The sequence below is a fragment of the Luteibacter sp. OK325 genome, from assembly GCF_003050935.1.
Taxonomy (GTDB): domain Bacteria; phylum Pseudomonadota; class Gammaproteobacteria; order Xanthomonadales; family Rhodanobacteraceae; genus Luteibacter.
In genome coordinates, this window is the sequence record NZ_QAOX01000001.1 from 124,276 (window position 1) to 145,990 (window position 21,715).

At 64.6% G+C, this 21,715-nt stretch carries 17 protein-coding genes; 7 read left to right on the forward strand and 10 right to left on the reverse strand.

The annotated features are described in order from the left end of the window. The first annotated feature begins 67 nt into the window (after positions 1-67). Genes lptD through C8J98_RS00560 form a run of 6 tightly spaced genes read left to right on the forward strand, consistent with a single transcriptional unit; the run spans position 68 to position 7,132 of the window. Entirely contained in the window at positions 68-2,584 is a 2,517-nt protein-coding gene (gene lptD, locus C8J98_RS00535; RefSeq protein WP_233260060.1) for an LPS assembly protein LptD, read from the forward strand. A 30-nt stretch (positions 2,585-2,614) separates the two neighbouring features. Beyond that, positions 2,615-4,009 (forward strand): peptidylprolyl isomerase, encoded by a 1,395-nt coding sequence (locus tag C8J98_RS00540; protein ID WP_107909912.1) that lies wholly within the window; start codon positions 2,615-2,617, stop codon positions 4,007-4,009. A 6-nt stretch (positions 4,010-4,015) separates the two neighbouring features. Next, positions 4,016-5,011, forward strand: coding sequence for a 4-hydroxythreonine-4-phosphate dehydrogenase PdxA (gene pdxA / locus C8J98_RS00545; RefSeq protein ID WP_107909913.1), 996 nt, complete (start codon positions 4,016-4,018; stop codon positions 5,009-5,011). Beyond that, a complete protein-coding gene (gene rsmA / locus C8J98_RS00550) occupies positions 5,008-5,787 on the forward strand; it encodes a 16S rRNA (adenine(1518)-N(6)/adenine(1519)-N(6))-dimethyltransferase RsmA (protein WP_107909914.1) in 780 nt (259 codons plus the stop codon). Before pdxA ends, rsmA begins: the two co-directional genes overlap by 4 nt. A gap of 53 nt (positions 5,788-5,840) precedes the next feature. Further along, positions 5,841-6,224 (forward strand): Co2+/Mg2+ efflux protein ApaG, encoded by a 384-nt coding sequence (apaG, locus tag C8J98_RS00555; protein ID WP_107909915.1) that lies wholly within the window; start codon positions 5,841-5,843, stop codon positions 6,222-6,224. 56 nt (positions 6,225-6,280) lie between these two features. Beyond that, positions 6,281-7,132, forward strand: coding sequence for a symmetrical bis(5'-nucleosyl)-tetraphosphatase (locus C8J98_RS00560; RefSeq protein ID WP_107909916.1), 852 nt, complete (start codon positions 6,281-6,283; stop codon positions 7,130-7,132). 712 nt (positions 7,133-7,844) lie between these two features. Here the strand turns inward: C8J98_RS00560 and secA are convergent. Both secA and C8J98_RS00570 read right to left on the reverse strand, forming a co-directional pair. Then, on the reverse strand, positions 7,845-10,559 hold the full coding sequence (secA, locus tag C8J98_RS00565) for a preprotein translocase subunit SecA (RefSeq protein ID WP_107909918.1): 2,715 nt from the start codon (positions 10,557-10,559) through the stop codon (positions 7,845-7,847). A 131-nt stretch (positions 10,560-10,690) separates the two neighbouring features. Continuing rightward, positions 10,691-11,629: a M23 family metallopeptidase gene (locus C8J98_RS00570; RefSeq protein WP_107911074.1), complete on the reverse strand. Its 939-nt coding sequence runs from the start codon at positions 11,627-11,629 to the stop codon at positions 10,691-10,693. A gap of 31 nt (positions 11,630-11,660) precedes the next feature. On the opposite strand from C8J98_RS00570, the gene C8J98_RS00575 reads away from it, so the two are divergent. Beyond that, positions 11,661-12,119 carry a DUF721 domain-containing protein gene (locus tag C8J98_RS00575; RefSeq protein WP_063574324.1) on the forward strand — a complete coding sequence of 153 codons (459 nt, stop codon included), beginning with the start codon at positions 11,661-11,663 and terminating at the stop codon, positions 12,117-12,119. A gap of 336 nt (positions 12,120-12,455) precedes the next feature. Here the strand turns inward: C8J98_RS00575 and lpxC are convergent, their stop codons facing one another. From lpxC to ftsW, 8 genes are all read right to left on the reverse strand, one after another. Next, entirely contained in the window at positions 12,456-13,367 is a 912-nt protein-coding gene (lpxC, locus tag C8J98_RS00580) for a UDP-3-O-acyl-N-acetylglucosamine deacetylase (RefSeq protein ID WP_107909920.1), read from the reverse strand. Between the two features lie 320 nt (positions 13,368-13,687). Next, a complete protein-coding gene (gene ftsZ, locus C8J98_RS00585) occupies positions 13,688-14,872 on the reverse strand; it encodes a cell division protein FtsZ (RefSeq protein ID WP_107909922.1) in 1,185 nt (394 codons plus the stop codon). A gap of 132 nt (positions 14,873-15,004) precedes the next feature. After that, entirely contained in the window at positions 15,005-16,240 is a 1,236-nt protein-coding gene (ftsA, locus tag C8J98_RS00590) for a cell division protein FtsA (RefSeq protein ID WP_107909924.1), read from the reverse strand. 8 nt (positions 16,241-16,248) lie between these two features. Continuing rightward, positions 16,249-16,989: a cell division protein FtsQ/DivIB gene (locus tag C8J98_RS00595; protein ID WP_107909926.1), complete on the reverse strand. Its 741-nt coding sequence runs from the start codon at positions 16,987-16,989 to the stop codon at positions 16,249-16,251. Beyond that, the gene (locus C8J98_RS00600) at positions 16,986-17,960 is read right to left on the reverse strand and encodes a D-alanine--D-alanine ligase (protein WP_107909928.1); all 975 of its coding nucleotides are present in this window, start codon (positions 17,958-17,960) and stop codon (positions 16,986-16,988) included. Before C8J98_RS00600 ends, C8J98_RS00595 begins: the two co-directional genes overlap by 4 nt. Further along, entirely contained in the window at positions 17,960-19,399 is a 1,440-nt protein-coding gene (gene murC / locus C8J98_RS00605) for a UDP-N-acetylmuramate--L-alanine ligase (RefSeq protein ID WP_107909930.1), read from the reverse strand. The genes C8J98_RS00600 and murC overlap by 1 nt, the downstream gene beginning before the upstream one ends. Then, the gene (murG, locus tag C8J98_RS00610; RefSeq protein ID WP_107909932.1) at positions 19,396-20,493 is read right to left on the reverse strand and encodes an undecaprenyldiphospho-muramoylpentapeptide beta-N-acetylglucosaminyltransferase; all 1,098 of its coding nucleotides are present in this window, start codon (positions 20,491-20,493) and stop codon (positions 19,396-19,398) included. Before murG ends, murC begins: the two co-directional genes overlap by 4 nt. Continuing rightward, a complete protein-coding gene (gene ftsW, locus C8J98_RS00615) occupies positions 20,490-21,713 on the reverse strand; it encodes a putative lipid II flippase FtsW (protein ID WP_107909934.1) in 1,224 nt (407 codons plus the stop codon). The genes murG and ftsW overlap by 4 nt, the downstream gene beginning before the upstream one ends. Between the last annotated feature and the right edge of the window lie 2 nt (positions 21,714-21,715).

Below are 21,715 nucleotides of genomic sequence, written 5' to 3' on the forward strand. Positions count from 1 at the left end.
GCCATCGTGCGGTGTTGCTGACGATTCTGCTAAGTTGGCCGCCTTTCGAACGAATAAGACCGAGCCTGTGACGTCACGCAACAGCATCCTGCCTAAACGCCGCCTGCTGGCGACAGCCGTCGCCTTCATCGTGTCCAGTGCCGCCCAGGCCGCCCAGGCGCCTGCCACGGTCGCTCCATCGGGCACGACTACCCAGACTGCGCCGGTGGCCACCTGTGCGCTGGGCTCGTTCTTGTGCCCACCGCGGCCGATCAACTACAACCTGTGCCGTCCGAACGCCATGCTCGCCTTCTACGAGCCGGCGATCACCAAGGACACGACGCTGCGCGAGACTGCCGTCACCGACGTACATTCAGGTATCGACGACGGCAATGCCAGCGGCGTCAAAGTCGAGAGTCCGGAGCCCGACGTCTACCACCTGACCGGTGGTGTACGTCTGGAGCGCGCCGACCAGGTCATGCGCGCCGACGACGTGACCTACAACTCCGCCTCCACCGCTTACGATGCGAAGGGGAATGTGCGGTACCAGGAGGCGGGCATGCTCGTTTCCGCCGACCGCATGACAGGCACTACTACGCCCAACCAGGCCGACGCCGACCATGTCACCTACCAGCTGCTGCAGTCGCGCGGCAATGGCGTGGCCGACCACGCCAAGGTGATGGACCCGCAGCATGGCCGCTTCAACATGGCCACGTATTCCACCTGCGATGTCGGTAGCCACGTGTGGGAGTTCCGCGCGAAGACGATGAACCTGAACAAGGACACCGGTGTCGGCGAAGCTCGCAGCGCGACCATGCGGTACAAGAACGTGCCGTTCATGTACCTGCCCTACTTCAGTTTTCCGCTTGACGACCGCCGCAAGAGTGGCTTCCTTTACCCGACGTTCGGCTCGAACACCTATTCGGGCGTGTACCTGACTCTGCCGTATTACTTCAACCTCGCGCCGAACTACGACGCCACGGTGGAGCCGGGTTTCTACAGCGATCGCGGCCTGATGCTCGGAGGCGAGTTCCGTTACCTGCTGCCGCAGTCGAACGGCAGCTTCGACCTGCACTACATGGCGCACGACAAGGGCGAGGACCAGGACGTCAGTCACACGAGCGACCGCGACGGCTCCAAGCAACGGTGGCTGCTGCAGATTGCCAACTCCACCAACCTGGGCGACGGCTTCCACTTCGGCGCGAACATCAACCGGGCTTCGGACAACCAGTATTTCCGTGACTTCGGTAACGATATCTACACCACGGGCGTCACCTTGCTTTCGTCCAGCGCGTACGTGAGCAAGGGTGGCAAATACTGGTCCGCCTCCCTCGGCGCGGACGATTACCAGAACGTCGACGCGGGCCTGCCGAATTACGTGGCACCGTACCGTCGCTGGCCGCGCGGCACCTTCAACTTCAACGCACCCGTGCTCAGCTGGCTCGACGGCGGCATCGACACCGAAATCGTGAACTTCCGCAAGGAAGATCCCGCACCGGTCTCCCCTGGCTTTCCCGGTCAGGTGGATGGCACCCGACTGGATCTCGCCCCGTTTCTCGCTGCCGACTTCCAGGGTGCCTCCTGGTTCGTCCGTCCGCGTATCGAGTACCGCTACACCGATTATCGCCTCGACACCGATTACCAGCACTACAACTACACGCAACGCGACCCATCCCGCTCCCTGCCGATCGCCAACGTGGATGCCGGCCTGATCTTCGACAAGCAGACCAGCCTGTTCGGCACCGACTACACGCAGACGCTCGAGCCACGCCTGTATTACCTGTATGTGCCGTACCGCAACCAGAACAACCTGCCGCTCTTCGACACCAGCGCGATGTCGTTCGATTTCTGGCAGCTGTTCACCAATAACCGGTTTTCCGGCGCCGACCGCCAGATGGACGCGAACAACCTCACCGCCGCCCTGACGACGCGCCTGCTCGACGATCACGGCGTGGAAAGGTTCTCAGCCAGCCTGGGCCAGATCCGCTACTTCAGCGACCAGAAGGTACAGACGCCTGGCGTGGCGCCGACCAATTTCGCCGGTTCGGACTACATCGCGCAGGTGGCCATGCAGTTCAACGACGACTGGCGGATGAACAGTTCGTACCAGTGGAACCCGAACAAACAACAGAGCCCCTACCTGAATACGGACGCGCAGGCATTCGTCCAGGGGCACGAGACCGACCTGGCCACGGTCCAGGTCCAGCGCCGCCTCAAGGGCGACGGCATCATCAACTTCTCGTACCGCTATCGCCGGAACGTGATGGAACAATTCGACACATCCGTGGTCTTTCCTGTGTCCGAGCGCTGGCGTGCACTGGCGCGATGGGTCTTTGCCCGCCGCGACGTCCTGCCTGTCTATGCGCCCGGCGGCATCGGGCCCTTCAACACCTTCACGTACTCGCATCGCACCCTGGATGCTGCCGTGGGCGTCGAGTACGACAGCTGCTGCGTCGCCTTCCGCGTACTCGGCCGCCACTTCGTTCGCGACTACACCCGCGAGACAGCCAACGCGATCATGTTCGAGATGGAATTCAAGGGCCTGGGCTCCTTCAACCCCGAGACGGGTAGCTTCCTGCGGCGTGCTATCCTTGGCTATCAATAAGAGGGGCAAGTGCCCCGGGCTCCCTATTCGATGAAGCAGATTCTTGCGTACTCCCTGCTCGCCGCGGCTCTCGCGTCGGTCGTCCCCACCGCCCATGCCCAGCTGATGCCCTCGGCCCAGCCGGCACAGGGCGGAAGTGCTTCAGGCAACGGTGCTTCCGGCAACGGCCCGATCGACCGCATCGTTGCCGTGGTCGAAGACGACATCATCCTGCAGAGTGAGCTCGACGAAGCGATCAACGCCATCGTCAAGCAGTACGCCGCCAATCCCGCCCAGCTGCCGCCGCACGACGTGCTGGCGCGGCAGGTGCTGGATCGCCTCATCCTGATGAAGATCCAGGTGCAGCAGGCCGCCAACCAGAACATCAAGGTCTCCGACCAGGATGTCGACCAGGCTGCGGCAAACGTCGCCCAGCAGAACAAGATGAGCCCCGAGCAGCTGCGCGCCGCGGTCGAGCAGGACGGCTACAGCTACGCCGGCTTCCGCCAGCAGCTGTCCGACCAGATCACTGCCCAGAAGCTTCATGAGAGCGTGGTTCGCGACCAGGTGAACGTGACCGATACCGAGGTCAACAACATGCTCGCCAGCCCGACCTACAAGGGCGGCGAAGTTCACCTGGCGCACATCCAGATCAGCACGCCGGCCAACGCCAGCGCGAGCGACATTGCCGCTGCCCAGGCCAAGGCCGAGGACACGATCAAGGCGATCAAGGGCGGCATGGACTTCAACGCCGCGGCCATTCGCTTCTCCGACGCACCCGACGCCCTCGATGGCGGCGACCTCGGCTGGCGCCGGCTCGACGAGGTGCCGCCTGCCTTCGCAGACGCCGTCACCGGCCTCAAGCCGGGGGACAATACCGCCGCGCTGCGTGGTCCGACCGGTTTCCACATCCTCAAGCTTGTCGAGACCCGTCAGGCCGGCCGTCAGATCGTTACCGAGTACCACGCCCGCCAGATCCTGATCAAACCGTCGGAAATCGTCACGCCCGAACAGGCTGAGAAGAAGGCGCAGGACATCTACACCCGCGTGGTCGACAAGAAGGAAGACTTCGCCAAGATCGCGAAGGAAGATTCCAAGGACACCACCACCGCGAACAACGGCGGTGACATGGGCTGGTTCGCCGCTGACGCCTGGGGCCAGGCCATCGGTAGCCAGATCGCCAGCCTGAAAGACAACGAAGTGTCGCAGCCGATCAAGACCGACGCCGGCTGGATCGTCATGCAGCGCCTGGGTACGCGCCAGAGCGATCTGACCGACCAGTTGCAGCGTGACCAGGCCCGCCAGGCCATCGGCAACCGCAAGGCTGATGCGGCTTACGAGAGCTATCTCCGTGAGCAGCGTTCCTCCGCCTACGTGAACATCCTCGTGCCGGAACTCAAGGATCCGGACGACAAGCAGGCTTCGGCCACACCCGCCGCCCAGTAAGCTGCCATGACCGCGACCTCCCTGCCACGGCTCGCCGTCACTGCCGGTGAGCCTGCCGGGGTAGGTCCGGAACTGGTCGCCCGCCTTGCCGCGAGCGACCTCCCCGCCGACCTCGTCGCGATCACCGATCGCGACCTGCTTCGCCGGGCCGCCGCGATCTGCGGCATCGACCTCACCATCAGCGACGACGACGGCACCCGCCTGGCGACAAGGGCCGCTGGTCATGTCCGCGTGCGACACGTGCCACTGGCAACACGGGAGGTACCCGGCCAGCCGAACCCCGCCAATGCCCGCCACGTGCTCGATATGCTGACCGTTGCGGCCGACGGCTGCCTCGGTGGCGAGTTCGACGCGGTGGTCACCGGACCCGTGCAGAAATCCAGCATCAACGACGCCGGCGTGCCCTTCAGTGGACACACCGAGTTCTTCGCCGAGCGCGCCGCCAGCGAGGTGGTCATGATGCTGGCGAGCCCGACGTTACGCGTCACCCTGGCGACGACGCATCTGCCGCTATCGGCGGTGCCATCGGCCATTACGCCGGAGCTGCTGGAGCGCACGCTGCGCATCGTCAGCGGCTCGCTGACATCGCTTTATGGCTTGCTTCGCCCACGCATCGCCGTGCTCGGCCTCAACCCGCATGCGGGAGAAGACGGCCATATGGGGCGGGAAGAGATCGACACCATCATCCCGCTACTCGAGCGTCTGCGCGCGGAAGGCATGGACCTGCTCGGACCACTTCCCGCCGACACCGCCTTCGTGCCCGCCCTGCGCGGTCGCTACGACGCCGTGCTGGCGATGTACCACGACCAGGCGCTGCCCGTCCTCAAGAGCGAAGCCTTCGACAGCACGGTGAACGTGACCCTCGGCCTCCCCTTCATTCGCACGTCGGTCGATCACGGCACAGCGCTGGACCTGGCCGGCACGGGCCGCGCGGATCCAGCGAGCCTGTTCGCAGCGACACGACTTGCCATCGACTTTGCCAACCATCGGGCCGCCGTATGAACGCACGCCCCAAAAAGAGCTTCGGGCAGCACTTCCTGCACGATAAGCGCTACATCGATCGCATTGTCTCTTCCATCGCACCGAAGGACGGCGACACGGTCGTCGAGATCGGGCCGGGCGAAGGCGCCATGACGATGCCCCTGCTGGCCGTCGCGAAGCGGATGACGGCAATCGAACTGGACACGGACCTGATCCCCGGCCTGCAGCAGCGCGCTGCCTCCATCGGCGAATTGCGCATCGTGCACTCCGATGTGCTGAAGGTGGATTTCACGGCGCTCGCCCGGGAGCTCGGCGCCGAACGCCTGCGCATCGCCGGCAACCTGCCTTACTACATTTCCAGCCCCATCCTCTTTCACTGCGTCGATCATGCCGCCGCGATCCAGGACATGCATTTCATGTTGCAGAAGGAAGTGGTCGACCGCATGGCCGCCGAACCAGGCAGCAAGGTCTATGGACGATTGAGCGTCATGCTCCAGCTCGCCTGCAAGGTCACTCCGCTCTTCCTGGTCCCACCTGGCGCCTTCCGGCCACCTCCGAAGGTGGACTCGGCGGTGGTCCGACTGGTACCGCTGCCACCCGAGCAACTGCCAAAGGGCGACCCGGCCAATATCTACAAAGTCGTGAAGGCAGCTTTCGCCATGCGCCGCAAGACGCTGTCCAACACGCTCAAAGGCCTGGTGGATGAAGCGACCATACGGGATCTCGGCATCGATCCGCGCGCACGCGCGGAAACCCTGCCCCCCGGGGACTTCGTCAAGCTCGCCAACGCGATGTGAAGGTCCTTGCGGGCATACTTGCCCGCCCTGTCCCTGTCCCCGACAATCGGTCCATGAACTCCAAAACCCCCTACACGATCGACGTGGAGGTCGAATCCCGCTTCGTCCCCGACCAGTCGCAGCCCACCGACAACCGCTACGTCTTTGCCTACACCATCACGCTGCGCAATGCCGGCGACACGGCCGCGCAGCTGATGACCCGCCATTGGGTCATCAAGGATGCGAACGGCAAGGTAGAGGAAGTACGCGGCGACGGCGTGGTCGGCGAGCAGCCCTGGATGCGCCCCGGGGAGTCGTTCGAGTACACCTCCGGCGCTGTCCTCGAGACCGCGGTCGGCACCATGGAAGGCACCTACAGCATGATTGCTGACGACGGCACCCAGTTCGATGCCCCGATTCCGACTTTCGTGCTTTCGATACCCCGCACGCTCCACTAGGATCGACTCATGGATAGCGTGCACGCCGGCAACGGCGCCATGGAGCAGCAGGACTGATGGCCGTCTACGCAATCGGCGACGTCCAGGGCTGCTACCCCGAACTTCAGCGCTTGCTGGAGAAGATTCGCTTCGACCCGGCGAATGATCGCCTGTGGTTCTGCGGCGATCTGGTCAATCGTGGCGGAGAGTCGCTGGCCACCCTGCGCCTGATTCATTCGCTGCGCGAACAGAGTGTCATTACGCTCGGCAACCACGACCTTTCGTTGCTGGCCATTGGTCAGCGCCGCGAAGACGCGCAACAGCGGGTGAACCCTGAGCTGCGCGAGGTCCTGTTCGCTGACGACGCCCCGGTTCTTCTCGAATGGATGCGCATGCAGAAGTTGCTGCACCACGACGAGGCGCTCGGCTGGACGATGATCCATGCGGGCATGGCACCGAGCTGGACACTGCGCCAGGCGCAGCGTGCGGCGCTGGAAGTCGAACGCGAGCTTGGCGGCCCGCGGCATCAGCGCCTGCTCAAGAACCTGTTCGGCAACCGCCCGCCAGGCTGGAACAATCGCCTGCAGGGCGTCGAACGCCATCGCGCCACGATCAACACGCTCACGCGCATGCGCTACTGCGACGTCGCCGGGCGCATCGACTTCGAAGGCAAGGGCACGCCTGGTACGCAGAAACCGGGCATGTATCCGTGGTTCGAAGTACCGGGCATGCGTCGTCGCGAAACGAAGATCGTTTGCGGGCACTGGTCGGCACTCGGCCGGTTTGCCGGCCTGGGCATCTACGCCATCGACACAGGTTGCGTGTGGGGCGGCCAGCTAACCGCGCTACGCCTGGATACGCCGGAGCCCGAGTACTTCACCGTAGAGGCCGAGCCCTATCGCCAGAAGCCCAAAGGTGGCGGCGACTGACGGGCCGACAACCCACCCTGTGGGAGCCGATTCATCGGCAATCCCGCGGCAGCGGGCCGGGTGAAGGGGAGCACCCCATCACCGATGAATCGGCTCCTACAAAAAGCCACAAGCCCAAAAAAACTACACTTGGGCGTCTCGCGGGGGAGACCTTGGTGCCCACCCTCGCTGCTCAGACAGTCCTCCGCGTTCGAGAAGGAAAGACCGCTGACGCGGCCCATGTATCTATCTGGCCTACGGCCGCTCCACTTGTGCGGAACTCGCCTCGAGGGTGGACACCAAGGTCTCTCACGACGATACGGTTGAGTGGAAGGCGAGCCGTTGCGTGGTGCTGTCGTTGCCCCCGGCCATTGTCGGAGCCCCGGGTCGATGTGGAGGCGGTGGCTGGCACCCGGCTGCCGAACACCTTCCTCGCGCCTGTGCCTGCGCGCCGGCCGGCGATGCTGCCGCGCGCTTTGGCTCGACCCACGCGAACCTCAGGACTCGGGAGAGCCTTCGGTGCCCACCCTCGAGGCGAGTTCCGCACAAGTGAGCGGCCGCAGGCCACATAAGACATGGGCCGCGAAGCGGTCTTCCGAACCGAGCGCGGAGGACTGTCTGAGCAGCGAGGGTGGGCACCGAAGGCTCTGCGCCCCTACGTCCACGTCCGCCGCGACATCCCCGGAATTCCGCGATGAACCAAAAAAAACCCGCCTTTCGGCGGGTTTTTTTATCAGCTCAGCTGACCGTGACAGTGCTTGTACTTCTTGCCGGACCCGCAGGGGCAAGGATCGTTACGACCGACCTTCGGGCCGTCGTTGAGTACAGGCGCGATCACCGGCTCTGCTACCGCGTTGTCACCACCCACACCCAACTGTTGGGCGTCGGCGTGCTGGAACTGCAGGCGCTGCCCTTCGGCGGCACGCTGCTGTTCGGCTTCCATCGCGGTGACTTCATCTTCGCTGCGGATGCGAATGCGCGCCAGCATCTGTACCACTTCGCTCTTGATGCGATCGAGCATTTCGCCGAACAGCTCGAAGGACTCGCGCTTGAACTCCTGCTTCGGCTGCTTCTGTGCGTACCCGCGCAGGTAAATACCCTGGCGCAGGTAGTCCATGCTTGCCAGATGCTCCTTCCACGCGTTGTCGACCACCGAGAGCATCACGTGCTTCTCGAGCGAGCGCATGGTTTCGGCACCTACCTGGAGCTCCTTCTCGGCAAACAGCGCATCCACCGCCGCACGCACGTGCTCGAGGATGGCTTCCGCTTCGATGTCCTTCTGGCCTTCCACCCAATGCGGCAGGTCGATGCGCAGGTTGAGCTCGCTGGCCAGTTCGCGATCGAGGCCGGCGACATCCCACTGGTCGTCGATGCTGTCGGCGGGCACGTACTTGCGCACTAGCGCCACGACGACGTCCTGGCGGATGTCGACGATCATGTCGGCAATATCGTCGACCTCGAGAAGCTCGTCGCGCTGCGCGTAGATCACCTTCCGCTGGTCGTTGGCGACATCGTCGAACTCGAGGAGGTTCTTGCGGATGTCGAAGTTGTGCTGCTCTACCTTGCGCTGCACCTTTTCGATCTGGCGCGTGATCAGGCGATCCTCGAGGGCCTCGTCTTCCTTCATGCCGAACATCTGCATCCAACGGCCGATGCGCTCGCCGCCGAAGATGCGCATCAGGTTGTCCTGCAGCGACAGGTAGAAGCGCGAGGAGCCGGGATCGCCCTGTCGGCCCGAACGGCCGCGCAGCTGGTTGTCGATACGACGCGACTCATGACGTTCCGTGCCGACGATATGCAGGCCGCCCGAGGCGAGCACCTGCTCGTGGCGCTTCTTCCACTCTTCGCGTGTTTTCTGGCGATCGGCATCGCTCGCCGTTTCCGGCAACGTGGCCAGGAGCGCCTCGAGGCTGCCGCCGAGCACGATGTCGGTACCGCGACCGGCCATGTTGGTGGCGATTGTGACCGAGCCCGGCGCGCCCGCCTGCGCCACGATGTGCGCTTCGCGCTCATGCTGCTTGGCGTTGAGGACTTCGTGCGGAATCCGCTCTTTCTTGAGCAGCTCCGACACGAGTTCCGATACGTCGATGGACGCCGTACCCACGAGCACGGGCTGACCGCGCTCGAAGCAAGCCTTGATGTCGGTAATGACCGCCTTGTACTTGGCATCCGGGCCGAGGAACACGGAATCCGGATTGTCCACGCGAATCATCGGCTGGTGCGTCGGGATGACCACCACTTCCAGGCCATAGACGGTCTGGAACTCGTAGGCTTCCGTATCCGCCGTGCCGGTCATGCCAGCCAGCTTCTTGTACATGCGGAACAGGTTCTGGAACGTGACCGTTGCCAGCGTCTGGTTCTCGCGCTGGATGGGCACGCCTTCCTTCGCCTCGACCGCCTGGTGCAGGCCGTCGGACCAGCGACGGCCTGCCAGCGTGCGGCCGGTGAACTCGTCGACGATGATGACTTCGCCGTCGCGCACGATGTAGTCGACATCGCGCTGGTAGATCGCGTTCGCACGCAGCGCCGCGTTCATGTGATGGACGACGGCGAGGTTCTTCGAATCGTAGAGGCCGCTGTCCGGCTCGATGACGCCGGCCTCGCGCAGCAGCTGTTCCGCATGCTCCATGCCCTCTTCGGACATGTGCACCTGTTTGCCCTTCTCGTCGACGAAGTAGTCGCCGCCGGTGTCTTCCTTTTCCTGACGGGACAGGCCGGGGACGATCTTGTTCACCGAGATGTAAAGTTGCGGGGAATCTTCGGCGGGGCCGGAAATGATCAGCGGAGTACGGGCTTCGTCGATCAGGATCGAATCGACTTCGTCGACGATGGCGTAGTGCAGGCCGCGCTGGTTACGCTGCTCCTTGCTGAGCGCCATGTTGTCGCGCAGATAGTCGAAGCCGAACTCGTTGTTCGTACCGTAGGTGATGTCTGCCTGGTAGGCGCTGCGCTTGTCGGCGTGGTCCATGCCCGGATACACGACGCCGACCGTAAGGCCGAGGAAGTTGTAAAGGCGACCCATCTGTGCGGAATCGCGCCGCGCGAGGTAATCGTTCACGGTGACGACGTGAACGCCCTTGCCTTCGAGCGCGTTGAGGTAGACCGGCAGTGTGCCGACCAGCGTCTTGCCCTCGCCCGTCCGCATCTCGGCGATACGACCGCCATGCAGCACCATGCCGCCGATGAGCTGGACATCGTAGTGACGCATGCCGAGCGTGCGCTTGGCGGCCTCGCGGGTGACCGCAAAGGCTTCGGGCAGCAGGGCGTCGAGGGTCTCGCCGGCAGCGAGACGCTGACGGAAGTCATCGGTCTTGCCACGCAGCGCGTCGTCGGAAAGCTTTTCGAATTCCGGCTCGAGGGCGTTGATACGCTTGACCGTCTTGGAGAGGTCACGCAGCACCCGCTCGTTACGGCTGCCGAAAATACTCGTCAGTGCACGATTGAACATCGATCATCCGGATCTGAAACGAAAAGGGCTGCCGGAAGGCACAAAGCCGACCGGCACGAAGGGACGATCATACTACGGGCGTCCCCGGCTTTCCTCGGGGTGGCGGCTGTCGGGTCCGGATTCAAGCCCGATCAGCGGTGGCTCTTGACGAAGGCCAGCGGATTCACCACCCGATCGTGGTACCAGACCTCGAAATGCACGTGCGAGCCGGTCGAACGGCCGGTGGAACCGGCCTTGGCGATCACATCCCCCACGCGGACGCGCTGCCCCGGATGGGCGACGAGGGCGCTGTTGTGGGCGTAACGGGTCATGTAACCGTTACCGTGGTCGATTTCGATGACATCCCCATAGCCGCTGCGCTGACCCGCAAAAGTGACCATGCCTTCAGCCACGGCCGTCACCGGCGTACCTGTGGGTGCGGCGATGTCGATGCCGGTATGGCGTGCGCTATGGCCGCTGAAGGGATCCGGGCGACCGCCAAAATACGAAGAAATGTAGCCGTTGACCGGCATGCCGGTGGGCCGCAGGCTCGATTCGATGCTGCGGTCCATCAGCATGTCGCGCAGGGCTTCGAGCTGGGCCTGCTGGGCGTCGAACTGACCCGACAGCTGGTCGATGCTCTTACCGAGGGACTCAGGCAGCGCGTAGGCGCCGGCATCCGGTCCATTGGCGACCTCGAGGCCGCCCTGACCGGGCTCCTCGTCGAAGTTGAACTCGCCGTCGTCCAGCTTGCCGACCTGGGTCAGGCGCTCACCGAGTGCGTTCAGGCGGACCGACTGGGCCTGGAGCTGGCCAAGCTTGACCGCCAGGGCATCGAGATCGCGCTGGGCATCACGCTTGATCCGGGCTACCTGGGCATTCTGGCCGCCCACCTGCGCCTGAAGGCCACTGAGGTCGCCAAGTGCACGGTCCTTCGGGCTGGCGACGGCAAGGGCCACCGCGGCGCCGACGCCGGCAATACCGATGAATCCGGCCAGGGCCATGGCTGTCATCCTGCAGCGCATGCGCCGACAGGTGAGATCCAGCGTTTTCGGCCCTTTCTGGCCACGAGACACGAGTATGATCTGCATACGTTCCACATCGAATAGTTGAAGCCGGTCCATGCCACCGCCGTACCAACCGACCCGACGCTCCACCCATGGACTGAAGTCCATCTCGGAGTTCGGGCCTGTCGCATCGCTGGCCAAACGGGCCCGCGAACTCGACACGTTGGACCGCCAGCTGCGCGCGACGCTGCCTCAACCGTTGCGCGACAACGTCCGCTTTGCGGACCTGCGTGACGGTCGGCTCGTCTTCCTTGCGCCCTCCTCGGCCTGGGCTTCGCGGGTGCGTCTTTACCAGACGCAGATCCTCGAGGCCGCCCGCGCCATCGGCGCTAAAGCCAGTTCGGTTGCCGTGAAAGTGGCCCCCCTACCGGTCGAGGAAGTGATTCCCGACCGACATAAACCGCTTTCCGCCTCGGCCGCCCGCCATCTGCGAGCCGCCGCGGCGTCACTCTCCGACCCCACGTTGCGGGATCTGTTCCTGAAGCTGGCCTCCGAGGCCGAAAACTCAGATTAATTCTATACTTACGAGCCAAAAGCTAGATCCGTAAGTAGCACCGGATCCACCGGGGCGGCAAACTTTATAGCACGCACTTGCCGTTTCAACACCTAAAATGGACGTAAAGTTCACGCAGGCGTGACGGAGATCACGGGTGCGGTTACAGGGAAATGTGGGAGCCGCTTCAGCGGCGATGGGCCCTGCCGCGTCTCCGCTCCGTTGGTTTTTCGCCGCTGAAGCGGCTCCCACATGAGCAAGAAAGCCCCCGAATCCCAAAGCCCCCAATCCCAACGAAAAAAGGCCGCGATCGCTCGCGGCCTTTCTGCTGTGACGGATGCCCCGAAGGGCCTTGCCTCAGACCGCGTGGGCGGGCTGGGCGTAGGAAATCGGCGCCTTGGCCGGATCCTTGAAGCTGACTTCTTCCCAGGCCGTGACATCGGCCATCAGACTGCGAAGGAGCTTGTTGTTGAGCTCGTGACCCGACTTGTGCGCGGAATACGCGCCGATCAGGCTGTGGCCCAGCATGTAGATGTCGCCGATGGCGTCGAGGATCTTATGTTTGACGAACTCGTTGTCGTAACGGAGGCCGTCTTCGTTGAGCACGCGGTAGTCGTCGAGCACCACGGCGTTGTCCATGGAGCCGCCGAGCGTCAGGTTGCGCTCGCGGAGCATCTCGATGTCGCGCATGAAACCGAAGGTGCGGGCGCGGCTGACTTCCTTGACGAACGACGTCGTCGAGAAATCCATCTCGGCCTGCGAATTGCGCTTGTTGAACAGCGGGTGGTCGAACTCGACCGAGAAGCCCACCTTGAAACCGTCGAACGGCTCGAGCTTGGCCCACTTGTCGCCGTCCTGGACGATGACCGGCTTCTTGATACGGATGAAGCGCTTCGCCGCCTCCTGCTCCTCGATACCAGCGGACTGGATGAGGAAGACGAAGGGACCGGCGCTGCCGTCCATGATCGGCACTTCCGGCGCGGACAGGTCGACATAGGCGTTGTCGATACCCAGACCGGCCATGGCCGAGAGCAGGTGCTCGACCGTGGACACGCGAACGTCGCCGTTGATCAGCGTGGTCGAAAGACGCGTATCGCCGACGTTCTCGGGACGCGAATGCAGTTCGACAGGCGGATTCAGGTCGGTGCGACGAAACACGATGCCTGTGTTCGGCGCCGCCGGACGAAGCGTCATGTACACCTTGTCGCCGGTATGAAGACCGACGCCGGTGGCGCGAATGATGTTCTTGAGCGTGCGCTGCTTAATCATATTGGGTCAAACCTTAGCCGGCAGCAGCCATAAGTGGCGAATAGGCTAACACAGTCTTAACCTCGTAATAAACGAACTCGCCAGTACAGTCAAGCAACGCTTTACTGTCCCTTCAGCATTAAGCGCGAGCTATTCTCATTCAATCTGCGACAGAAACCCAGATCATTCAAGAACTTGAGAATATTCGTAATTCTGTCCCGGCGACACGGCAACGCTCCGCCGCCCGGACGGGACCGGCGGCGGAGCGTCGGGTGACCCGGCATCGTGCCGGATCAGCCTCACGTTGTCCTTAACGTGCCTCTATTGATGTGACGCGGCAATCAATCGGCCTGGCGGCGCAGGAATGCCGGGATGTCCAGGTAATCGATCGTCGGCTCGGCGCCCTTCGCCGGTGCCGGCTCCGAGCGCGTCGATGAAACCACGTCGGGCTGAGCGTAATCGACCACTTCATTGCCGGTACCCGTGCGCAGCACGACCGGACGCGGGCGCTGGCGCATTTCGACCTGCTGCTGCACCGGCTGACGCACCGGCTGCTTCGATGCCACGCCCGCACGGTTCAGCCCCGTAGCGACCACGGTCACGCGGACGTCGTCCTGCATGTCCGGATCGAGCGAGGTACCGATGACCACGGTCGCGTCTTCCGAAGCGAAGTCGTGGATCACCCGGCCGATCTCGTCGAACTCGCGCATGGTCAGGTTCGGACCGGCGGTGACGTTGACCAGGATGCCGCAGGCGCCGTTGAGGTTCACGTCCTCGAGCAGCGGGTTGTTGATCGCGGCCTCGGCGGCAGCCTGCGCGCGGTCGTCGCCGCGGGCCGTACCCGAGCCCATCATCGCCATGCCCATCTCGCTCATCACGGTACGGACGTCGGCAAAGTCGACGTTGATCAGGCCCGGGGCCGTGATCAGGTCGGCAATACCCTGCACCGCGCCCTGCAGCACGTCATTGGCCGCCTTGAACGCATTGAGCAGGGTCACTTCGCGACCGAGTACCGAGAGCAGTTTTTCGTTCGGCACGGTGATCAGCGAATCGACGTGCTGCGACAGGTCCTCAATACCCTTGAGGGCGACCTGCATGCGGCGACGGCCTTCGAACGGGAACGGCTTGGTGACGACCGCGACCGTGAGGATGCCCTTTTCCTTGGCGAGCTGGGCGACGACCGGTGCCGCGCCGGTACCCGTGCCACCACCCATGCCGGCGGTAATGAAGACCATGTCCGCGCCTTCGAGCATTTCCTCGATGCGCTCACGGTCTTCAAGCGCGGCCTGACGGCCCACTTCCGGATTGGCACCCGCACCCAGGCCCTTGGTGACATTGCCACCGAGCTGGAGATGGGTGCGCGAGTTGCAGCTCTTCATGGCCTGCGCGTCGGTGTTGGCGACGACGAACTCGACGCCTTCGATATTGGAGTTGACCATGTGGGCCACGGCGTTACCGCCACCACCACCCACGCCGATGACCTTGATGACCGCGTTCGGCGCCAGCTTTTCGATGAGTTCAAACATTTCCCGTCCTCCGCAGAACTTTTAGTTTTTATGGTTTATGTCCCAAGTCCGACTCCTGTCGGCCATGGGTTGCGGGCCATCCTCTTGCCCCGGCACCCCCCTTCCATCGGGCACCGACATTCCGGGTACTGCCTAGAAATTCTTGGTGAACCAGCTTCGGAACTTTTCGACCACACTGCCGACGTTGCCGACGGCGGAACTCGTGTTACGCGAAGCGCCGCTCGACCGCGAGCCGTGCAGAAGCAGGCCCACGCCGGTCGAATGCAGCTCGCTGGATACGACATCGCCCAGGCCCGACACGTGCTGGGGCACGCCGATGCGGACCATCTTGTGGAAGATCTCTTCCGCCAGCTCGAGTGCGCCTTCCATGCGCGATGCGCCGCCGGTCAGGACGATGCCGGCGGCGACGAGGCTCTCGTAACCGGAGCGGCGCAGTTCGTCCTGCACCATCTCGAAGATTTCCTCGTAACGGGCCTGCACCGACTGCGCGAGCGCCTGGCGCGCGAGACGGCGCGGCGGCCGATCGCCGACGCTCGGTACCTGGATCGTTTCTTCCGCATGCGCAAGCTGGGCGAGCGCGCACGCGTATTTGATCTTGATCTCTTCCGCGTGAGCGGTCGGGGTGTGCACGCCGTAGGCGATGTCGTTGGTGACCTGGTCGCCGCCGACTGGCAGCGACTTGGTGTAACGGATCGAGCCCTGCGTATAGATGGCGATATCGGTGGTGCCCGCGCCGATGTCGACAAGGCAGACGCCGAGCTCGAGCTCGTCTTCGGTCAGCACCGCCTTCGCGCTGGCGACAGCAGCAGGTACCAGTTCGTCGACCGAGAGACCGCAGCGCTGGATGCACTTGGATATGTTCTGCACCGCGCTGGCCGCACCGGTGACCAGATGCACGCTGGCTTCCAGGCGTACGCCACTCATGCCGACCGGATGGCGAATGCCGTCCTGGCCGTCGATGCGGTACTCCTGCGATTCCTTGTAGAGCACCTTGCGATCGGCCGGGATGGCTACCGCGCTGGCGGCTTCGAGTACCTGCTCGAGGTCGGCTGCCGTCACCTCGCGGTCGCGGATGGCCGCGGTACCGTGCGAGTTGCGCGTCTCCAGGTGGCTACCCGAAATGGAGGCGTAGACCGAGCGGATATCGCAGCCGGCCATCAGCTCGGCCTCTTCGACGGCACGCTGGATGGAATGGACCGTCGATTCGATGTCGACCACCGAGCCACGCTTCATGCCGCGCGACACATGGGTGCCGATACCGATCACTTCGATCGGTTCGCCCGGCTCGTATTCGCCGACGATCGCGACGACCTTCGAGGTTCCGATATCGAGGCCGACGACGAGCTGTTTGTCGTTCTTGTTTCTCATGGTTTAGCTCAGCTTCCGACCTTGGGTGTGGCCGTGGTTTCCGATTCCGGCCACCGGATGGCGAATCCGTTGGTGTAACGAAGGTCGGCATAGGCGAAACCGCCACGCCGACCGGCGACAAGTTGCGGGTAGACATCGAGGAAACGGGCGAGGCGACGGTCGGCCTGATCGCGGTCGCCGATGACGATCTCGGCACCGCTTTCGGTCGTGACGCTCCAGCTACCACGTTCGCTCAGGCTCACGCCGACGATGGCGAGCTGCGCCCTGCCCTCGAAGGCTTTCTGCGCCTGCGCGTAGAAGCTCACGACTTCGGCCAGCCGCGAATCCGGTCCGCGCAACCGTGGCAGGTCGCCCATCTGGTCGGCGCCGGGGGCATCGAAGACGAGGCCCTGGCGGCTGATCAGGCGGTCTTCGTTCCAGCGCGCGAACGGCTGGCGCTCGTAGATACGCACCAGCAGTGTGTCGGGCCAGCGCTTGCGCACTTCCACCGACTCCACCCACGGCAGCGAACCGATCGCGTGGCGCACGTCTTCCAGGTCGGTCGCGAAGAAACCCTTGCCAAGCCGAGGCAGCACGGCGCTGCGGATCTGTTCGGCACTGACGTGCGCGAACTCCGCCTCGACCTTGATGTTCGTCACCGGCCAGCGGCCAGCGGCGAACCAGCCCTGCATCACGCCGACCACGGGAAGTACCACCAACGTAATGGCGATACCCCAGGCGACGATCCGCGTGGCGGCGGCTCCTTTCATGCCTTCGCGCCCTCCCGTTCCACGGAGGTTTCCAGGACGCGCCAGCACAGGGCCGGGTAATCAAGGCCCTCCACGGCAGCGGCTTTCGGCACGAGCGAGTGCGAGGTCATGCCCGGTGCGGTATTCACTTCGAGCAGCCAGTTCTTGCCATGGCGATCGCGCATCACGTCGACGCGACCCCAACCGAAGCAGTCGAGCGCGTCGAAGGCGGTCAGCGCCAGGGCGCGCATCTCGTCTTCGGCGGCCGCGGTCAGGCCGGGCACGATGTACTGCGTGTCTTCAGCAATGTATTTGGCGTTGTAGTCGTAGTACTCACCCTTCGGCACGATCTTGATCGTGGGCAGCACTTCGCGGCCGAGGATGCCGACGGTGAACTCGCCACCCTCGTCGCCATCGCCTTCGATCAACGTCTCCATCAGCATGTCGCCGGGGTACTTGCGCGCGAGCTCCACCGCGGCATCGAGACCGGCTTCGTCGAACACGCGCGTCACGCCGACACTGGAACCTTCCCATGCCGGCTTCACGATCAGCGGGAAGCCGACCTCGCGTGCCGCGGCGTGAACGTCGGCACCACGTGGAAGCGCGCGGAACTTCGGGGTCGGCAGGCCGAGTGCGATCCAGACCTGCTTTGCGCGGACCTTGTCCAGTGACAATGCCGAGCCGAGCACGCCGGAGCCCGTGTATGGCACGCCGAGCGCCTGCAGCGCACCCTGAAGCTCACCGTTCTCGCCACCGGCGCCGTGAAGAATATTGAACACGCGCGCGAAATGCCCGGCACGTACCGCGTCGAGCAGGGCCGGGATGCCGTCGATGGCATGCGCATCCACGCCGCGCGAGCGCAGCGCCTCGAGCACGCCGCGACCGGAGTCGAGCGAGACTTCGCGTTCGGCCGAATTGCCACCCATCACCACCGCCACGCGGCCGAAGTCGGCGGCGTCGGTGACCAGGCGGGGAAAGCGTGTGTCATCCATTACTTGTTCGTCCTCAGGTGGCCGGCATTACCCAGCTCGACGGCCGCCGCGCCGATGTCACCGGCGCCCAGCAGCATGATCAGGTCGTTGTCGCGCACCAGCGCGGACAGCGTGTCGCGCAGGTCGCGCGGGTGGTCGACAAGCACCGGGTCGGTCTTGCCGCGTGCACGGATGGCACGCGCAAGGGCCTTGCCGTCGGCACCGGCGATCGGCGACTCGCCCGCCGGATAGACCTCGGTGAGCACCAGCACATCCACTTCGGCAAGCACGTTGGCGAAGTCGTCGAGCAGGTCGCGCGTGCGGCTGTAGCGATGCGGCTGGAACGCGACGACCAGGCGACGGTCCGGCCAGCCGCCACGTGCGGCGGCGAACACGGCCGCGAGCTCGCGCGGGTGGTGGCCATAGTCGTCGATCAGGAGTGCCTTGCCGGTATCGAGCGTGACTTCACCACGACGATGGAAGCGACGGCCGACGCCTTCGAAGCGGGCCAGCGCGCGGGCGATCGCTTCGGCCTCGACACCAAGCTGCCAGCCCACCGCCGCGGCCGCGAGTGCGTTCTGCACGTTATGCCGGCCCGGCAGGTTGAGCGTGACCGGCAGCGTGCCGGCCATGCCGGGCAGGTGCAGGTCGAAGTGCATCTCGAAGCCGATCTGGTGCACGTTCGTCGCCGTGACATCGGCGCCGGGCTTGTCGATTGCGTAGGTCAGCATGCGGCGCGAGGTGTCCTGCGCGAGCAAGGCTGTTTCCTCGTCGTCGATACACAGCACGGCCATGCCGTAGAACGGCAGGCGATGCAGGAAATCGCGGAAGGCTTTCTTCACCTGGGCGAAGTCGCCGTTGTAGTTCTCGAGGTGGTCGGCGTCGATGTTGGTCACGACCGCCATCACCGGCGACAGCATCAGGAACGAGCCGTCCGACTCATCGGCCTCGGCGACGAGGTACTGGCCCGTACCCAGGCGCGCGTTGGCACCGGCGGCGTTGAGCTGGCCACCGATGACGAAGGTCGGGTCGTAGTCCGCCTCGGCGAGCACGCTGGCTACCAGGCTGGTCGTGGTCGTCTTGCCGTGCGTCCCCGCGATGGCGATACCACGACGGAAACGCATCAGTTCGCCAAGCATTTCCGCACGCGGCACCATCGGCACGCGGGCGGCCTGGGCGGCGACGATTTCAGGGTTGTCCTGGCGGATCGCGCTCGAGGTGACGATCACATCGGCGCCATCGATGTTGGCGGCGTTATGGCCGATGTGTACTTCGACGCCCAGCCTGGCCAGGCGCTCGGTGGTCTGCGACGGCGCGCGGTCGGAGCCCGACACGCTGTAGCCGAGGTTCTTCAGCACCTCGGCGATGCCGCTCATGCCGACGCCGCCCACGCCGATGAAATGGACACGGCGGAACGAAGTCATGAAATCGTCGTGGGCACGCAAACGACCGGGCGTCATGCGGAAACCTCCATGCAGTGACGTGCAATCGTTGCTGCTGCGTCGGGCTTGGCCAGCGTACGGGACGCATTGGCCGCGGAAAGGATGTGTTCCCTGTCCCGCAACATGCGGGACAGGATGAGTGCAATTTTTTCGTGTCCGTCGGACGAGGCGGCCATGGCATCGGCCAGCAGCAGGGCGCCGCCGACATCGACCATGGCGCGCGCGTTCACCGCCTGGTGATCGTCGACAGCGTGCGGGAAGGGTACGAGCAAGGCTTCAAGGCCGGCCGCACACAGCTCGGCCACCGTCAACGCGCCAGCGCGGCAGACCGCGACATCAGCCCATTCGTAGGCGCCGGCCATGTCCTCGATGAAGGGCACGACGTTGGCGTTGGTGATGCCGGCGGAAGCGTAGGCCGCACGCGCTTCCTCGAGGCCGCGCTCGCCGGTCTGGTGCACGACTTCCGGTTCGACGGCGGCGAAGTCCGGGCTGCTGCGCATGAAAGCAAGTGCCTTCGGCAGCGCGAGGTTGAGCGTGCGCGCACCGAGACTCCCACCGAGCACCAGCAAGCGTGGACGGCCATCGCGGCCAGCCATGCGCTGGTCGGGCGTCGGCAGCGCGGCGATCCGCGCACGCACCGGATTACCCACCCACTCGCCATTGGGCAACACGTTGGGGAAGCCCGTGAGCACCTTCTTCGCGAAGCCGGCGAGCTTGCGGTTGGTGAAGCCGGCGACGGCGTTCTGCTCATGCACCACCAGCGGAATGCCGGCCAGGCGAGCGGCGACGCCGGCGGGACCGGCGACGTATCCACCCATGGAGAGCACGCAACGCGGGCGCAACTTGCGCAGCAACTTCAGCGAGGCGAACAGGGCGCGGGCAAGCATCAGCGGTGCCACCAGGCGTGTGGCGATGCCTTTGCCGCGAAGGCCACCGACGGCGACGGTGTGCAGGTCGAGACCGTGTGCCGGCACCACCCGCGTCTCCATGCCGCCCTCGGCACCGAGCCACGCAACCGGCACGCCGCGCGAGCGCAGCTCGTCGGCGACGGCGAGCCCCGGGAAAATGTGTCCGCCGGTTCCGCCGGCCATGATCAGCACGGGAGCGCTCATGCCATGCTCCCGAGCGGCGCGGAGGCATCCGGCACGGCGTTGGCGGGCAGGCGCACCGCCGTCTGGCGTGCATCTTCGGCGCGATTGATCTCGAACGTGGCGCGCAGGAGCACGCCGACCATGGCGCAGGTCATCAGCACGGACGAACCGCCCGAGCTGATCAGCGGCAGCGTGAGACCCTTGGTCGGCAACACACCCAGGTTCACGCCGATCGAGACCATGGCCTGGAAGCCCATCATCAGCGAGATACCGTAGGCGACATAGCCTGAGAAGCGGTGGCCGAGCTCGACGCCCTTCAGGCCGAGGTAAAGCCCGCGGCCGATCAGCACGACGTAGAGGAAGATGACCAGGACGATGCCTGCCAGGCCAAGCTCTTCGGCAAGCACCGCCAGGATGAAGTCGGTGTGCGCTTCGGGCAGATAGAACAATTTCTGCACGCTCGAACCCAGGCCCACGCCGGTCCACTCGCCTCGACCCACGGCGATCAGCGCCTGGCTCAGCTGGAAGCCGTCGTTGTAGGGATCCTTGAATGGATCGAGGAACGAGGTAAGGCGCTTGATGCGGTAGTCCTCCGCGGTCGCCGCGTAGATCAGCGCGGGAACCAGCGGCGTCGCCAGCAGGAGCAGGTTGCGCATGCGCGCGCCGGCCAGCCAGACCATCCCCACCGTCGTGGCAACGACCAGGGCGGCGGAGCCGAAGTCGGGCTGGGCGAGCAGCAGAAGCACGATGAGACCCGCCACGCCGACCGGCTTGACCACGCCGAACAGCTCGTACTCCACGCCTTCGCGATGGCGGACCAGGTAGCTGGCGAGGTAAACGACGAGGATGAGCTTGACCGCTTCGACGGGCTGGAAGCTCGTCACCAGCAGGTTCACCCAGCGGCGCGCACCGTTGATGCGCATGCCGAACACAGGCAGGAACACCATGAGCAACATGATGATGCCCAGCAGCAGGAGCAGGAAGCTGTGCTTCTCGAGCGTCTTCAGCTCGGTGCGCATGGCCGCGGCGGCGAAGCAGCCACCGAGGAACAGGAACACGAGGTGGCGCTTCAGATAATAGAAAGCACCCTGGTGCGAACCGTCGGCAACGGCGATCGAACTGGAGGTGACCATCACCACGCCCAATGCGGCGAGCGCGAGCGCGGCCAGGAGCAACGGGAGGTCGAAGCTCCCCCGCGGGCCCTGTCGGCGTTGCGCCTGTTTTGTGCCGAAGCCAAACATGA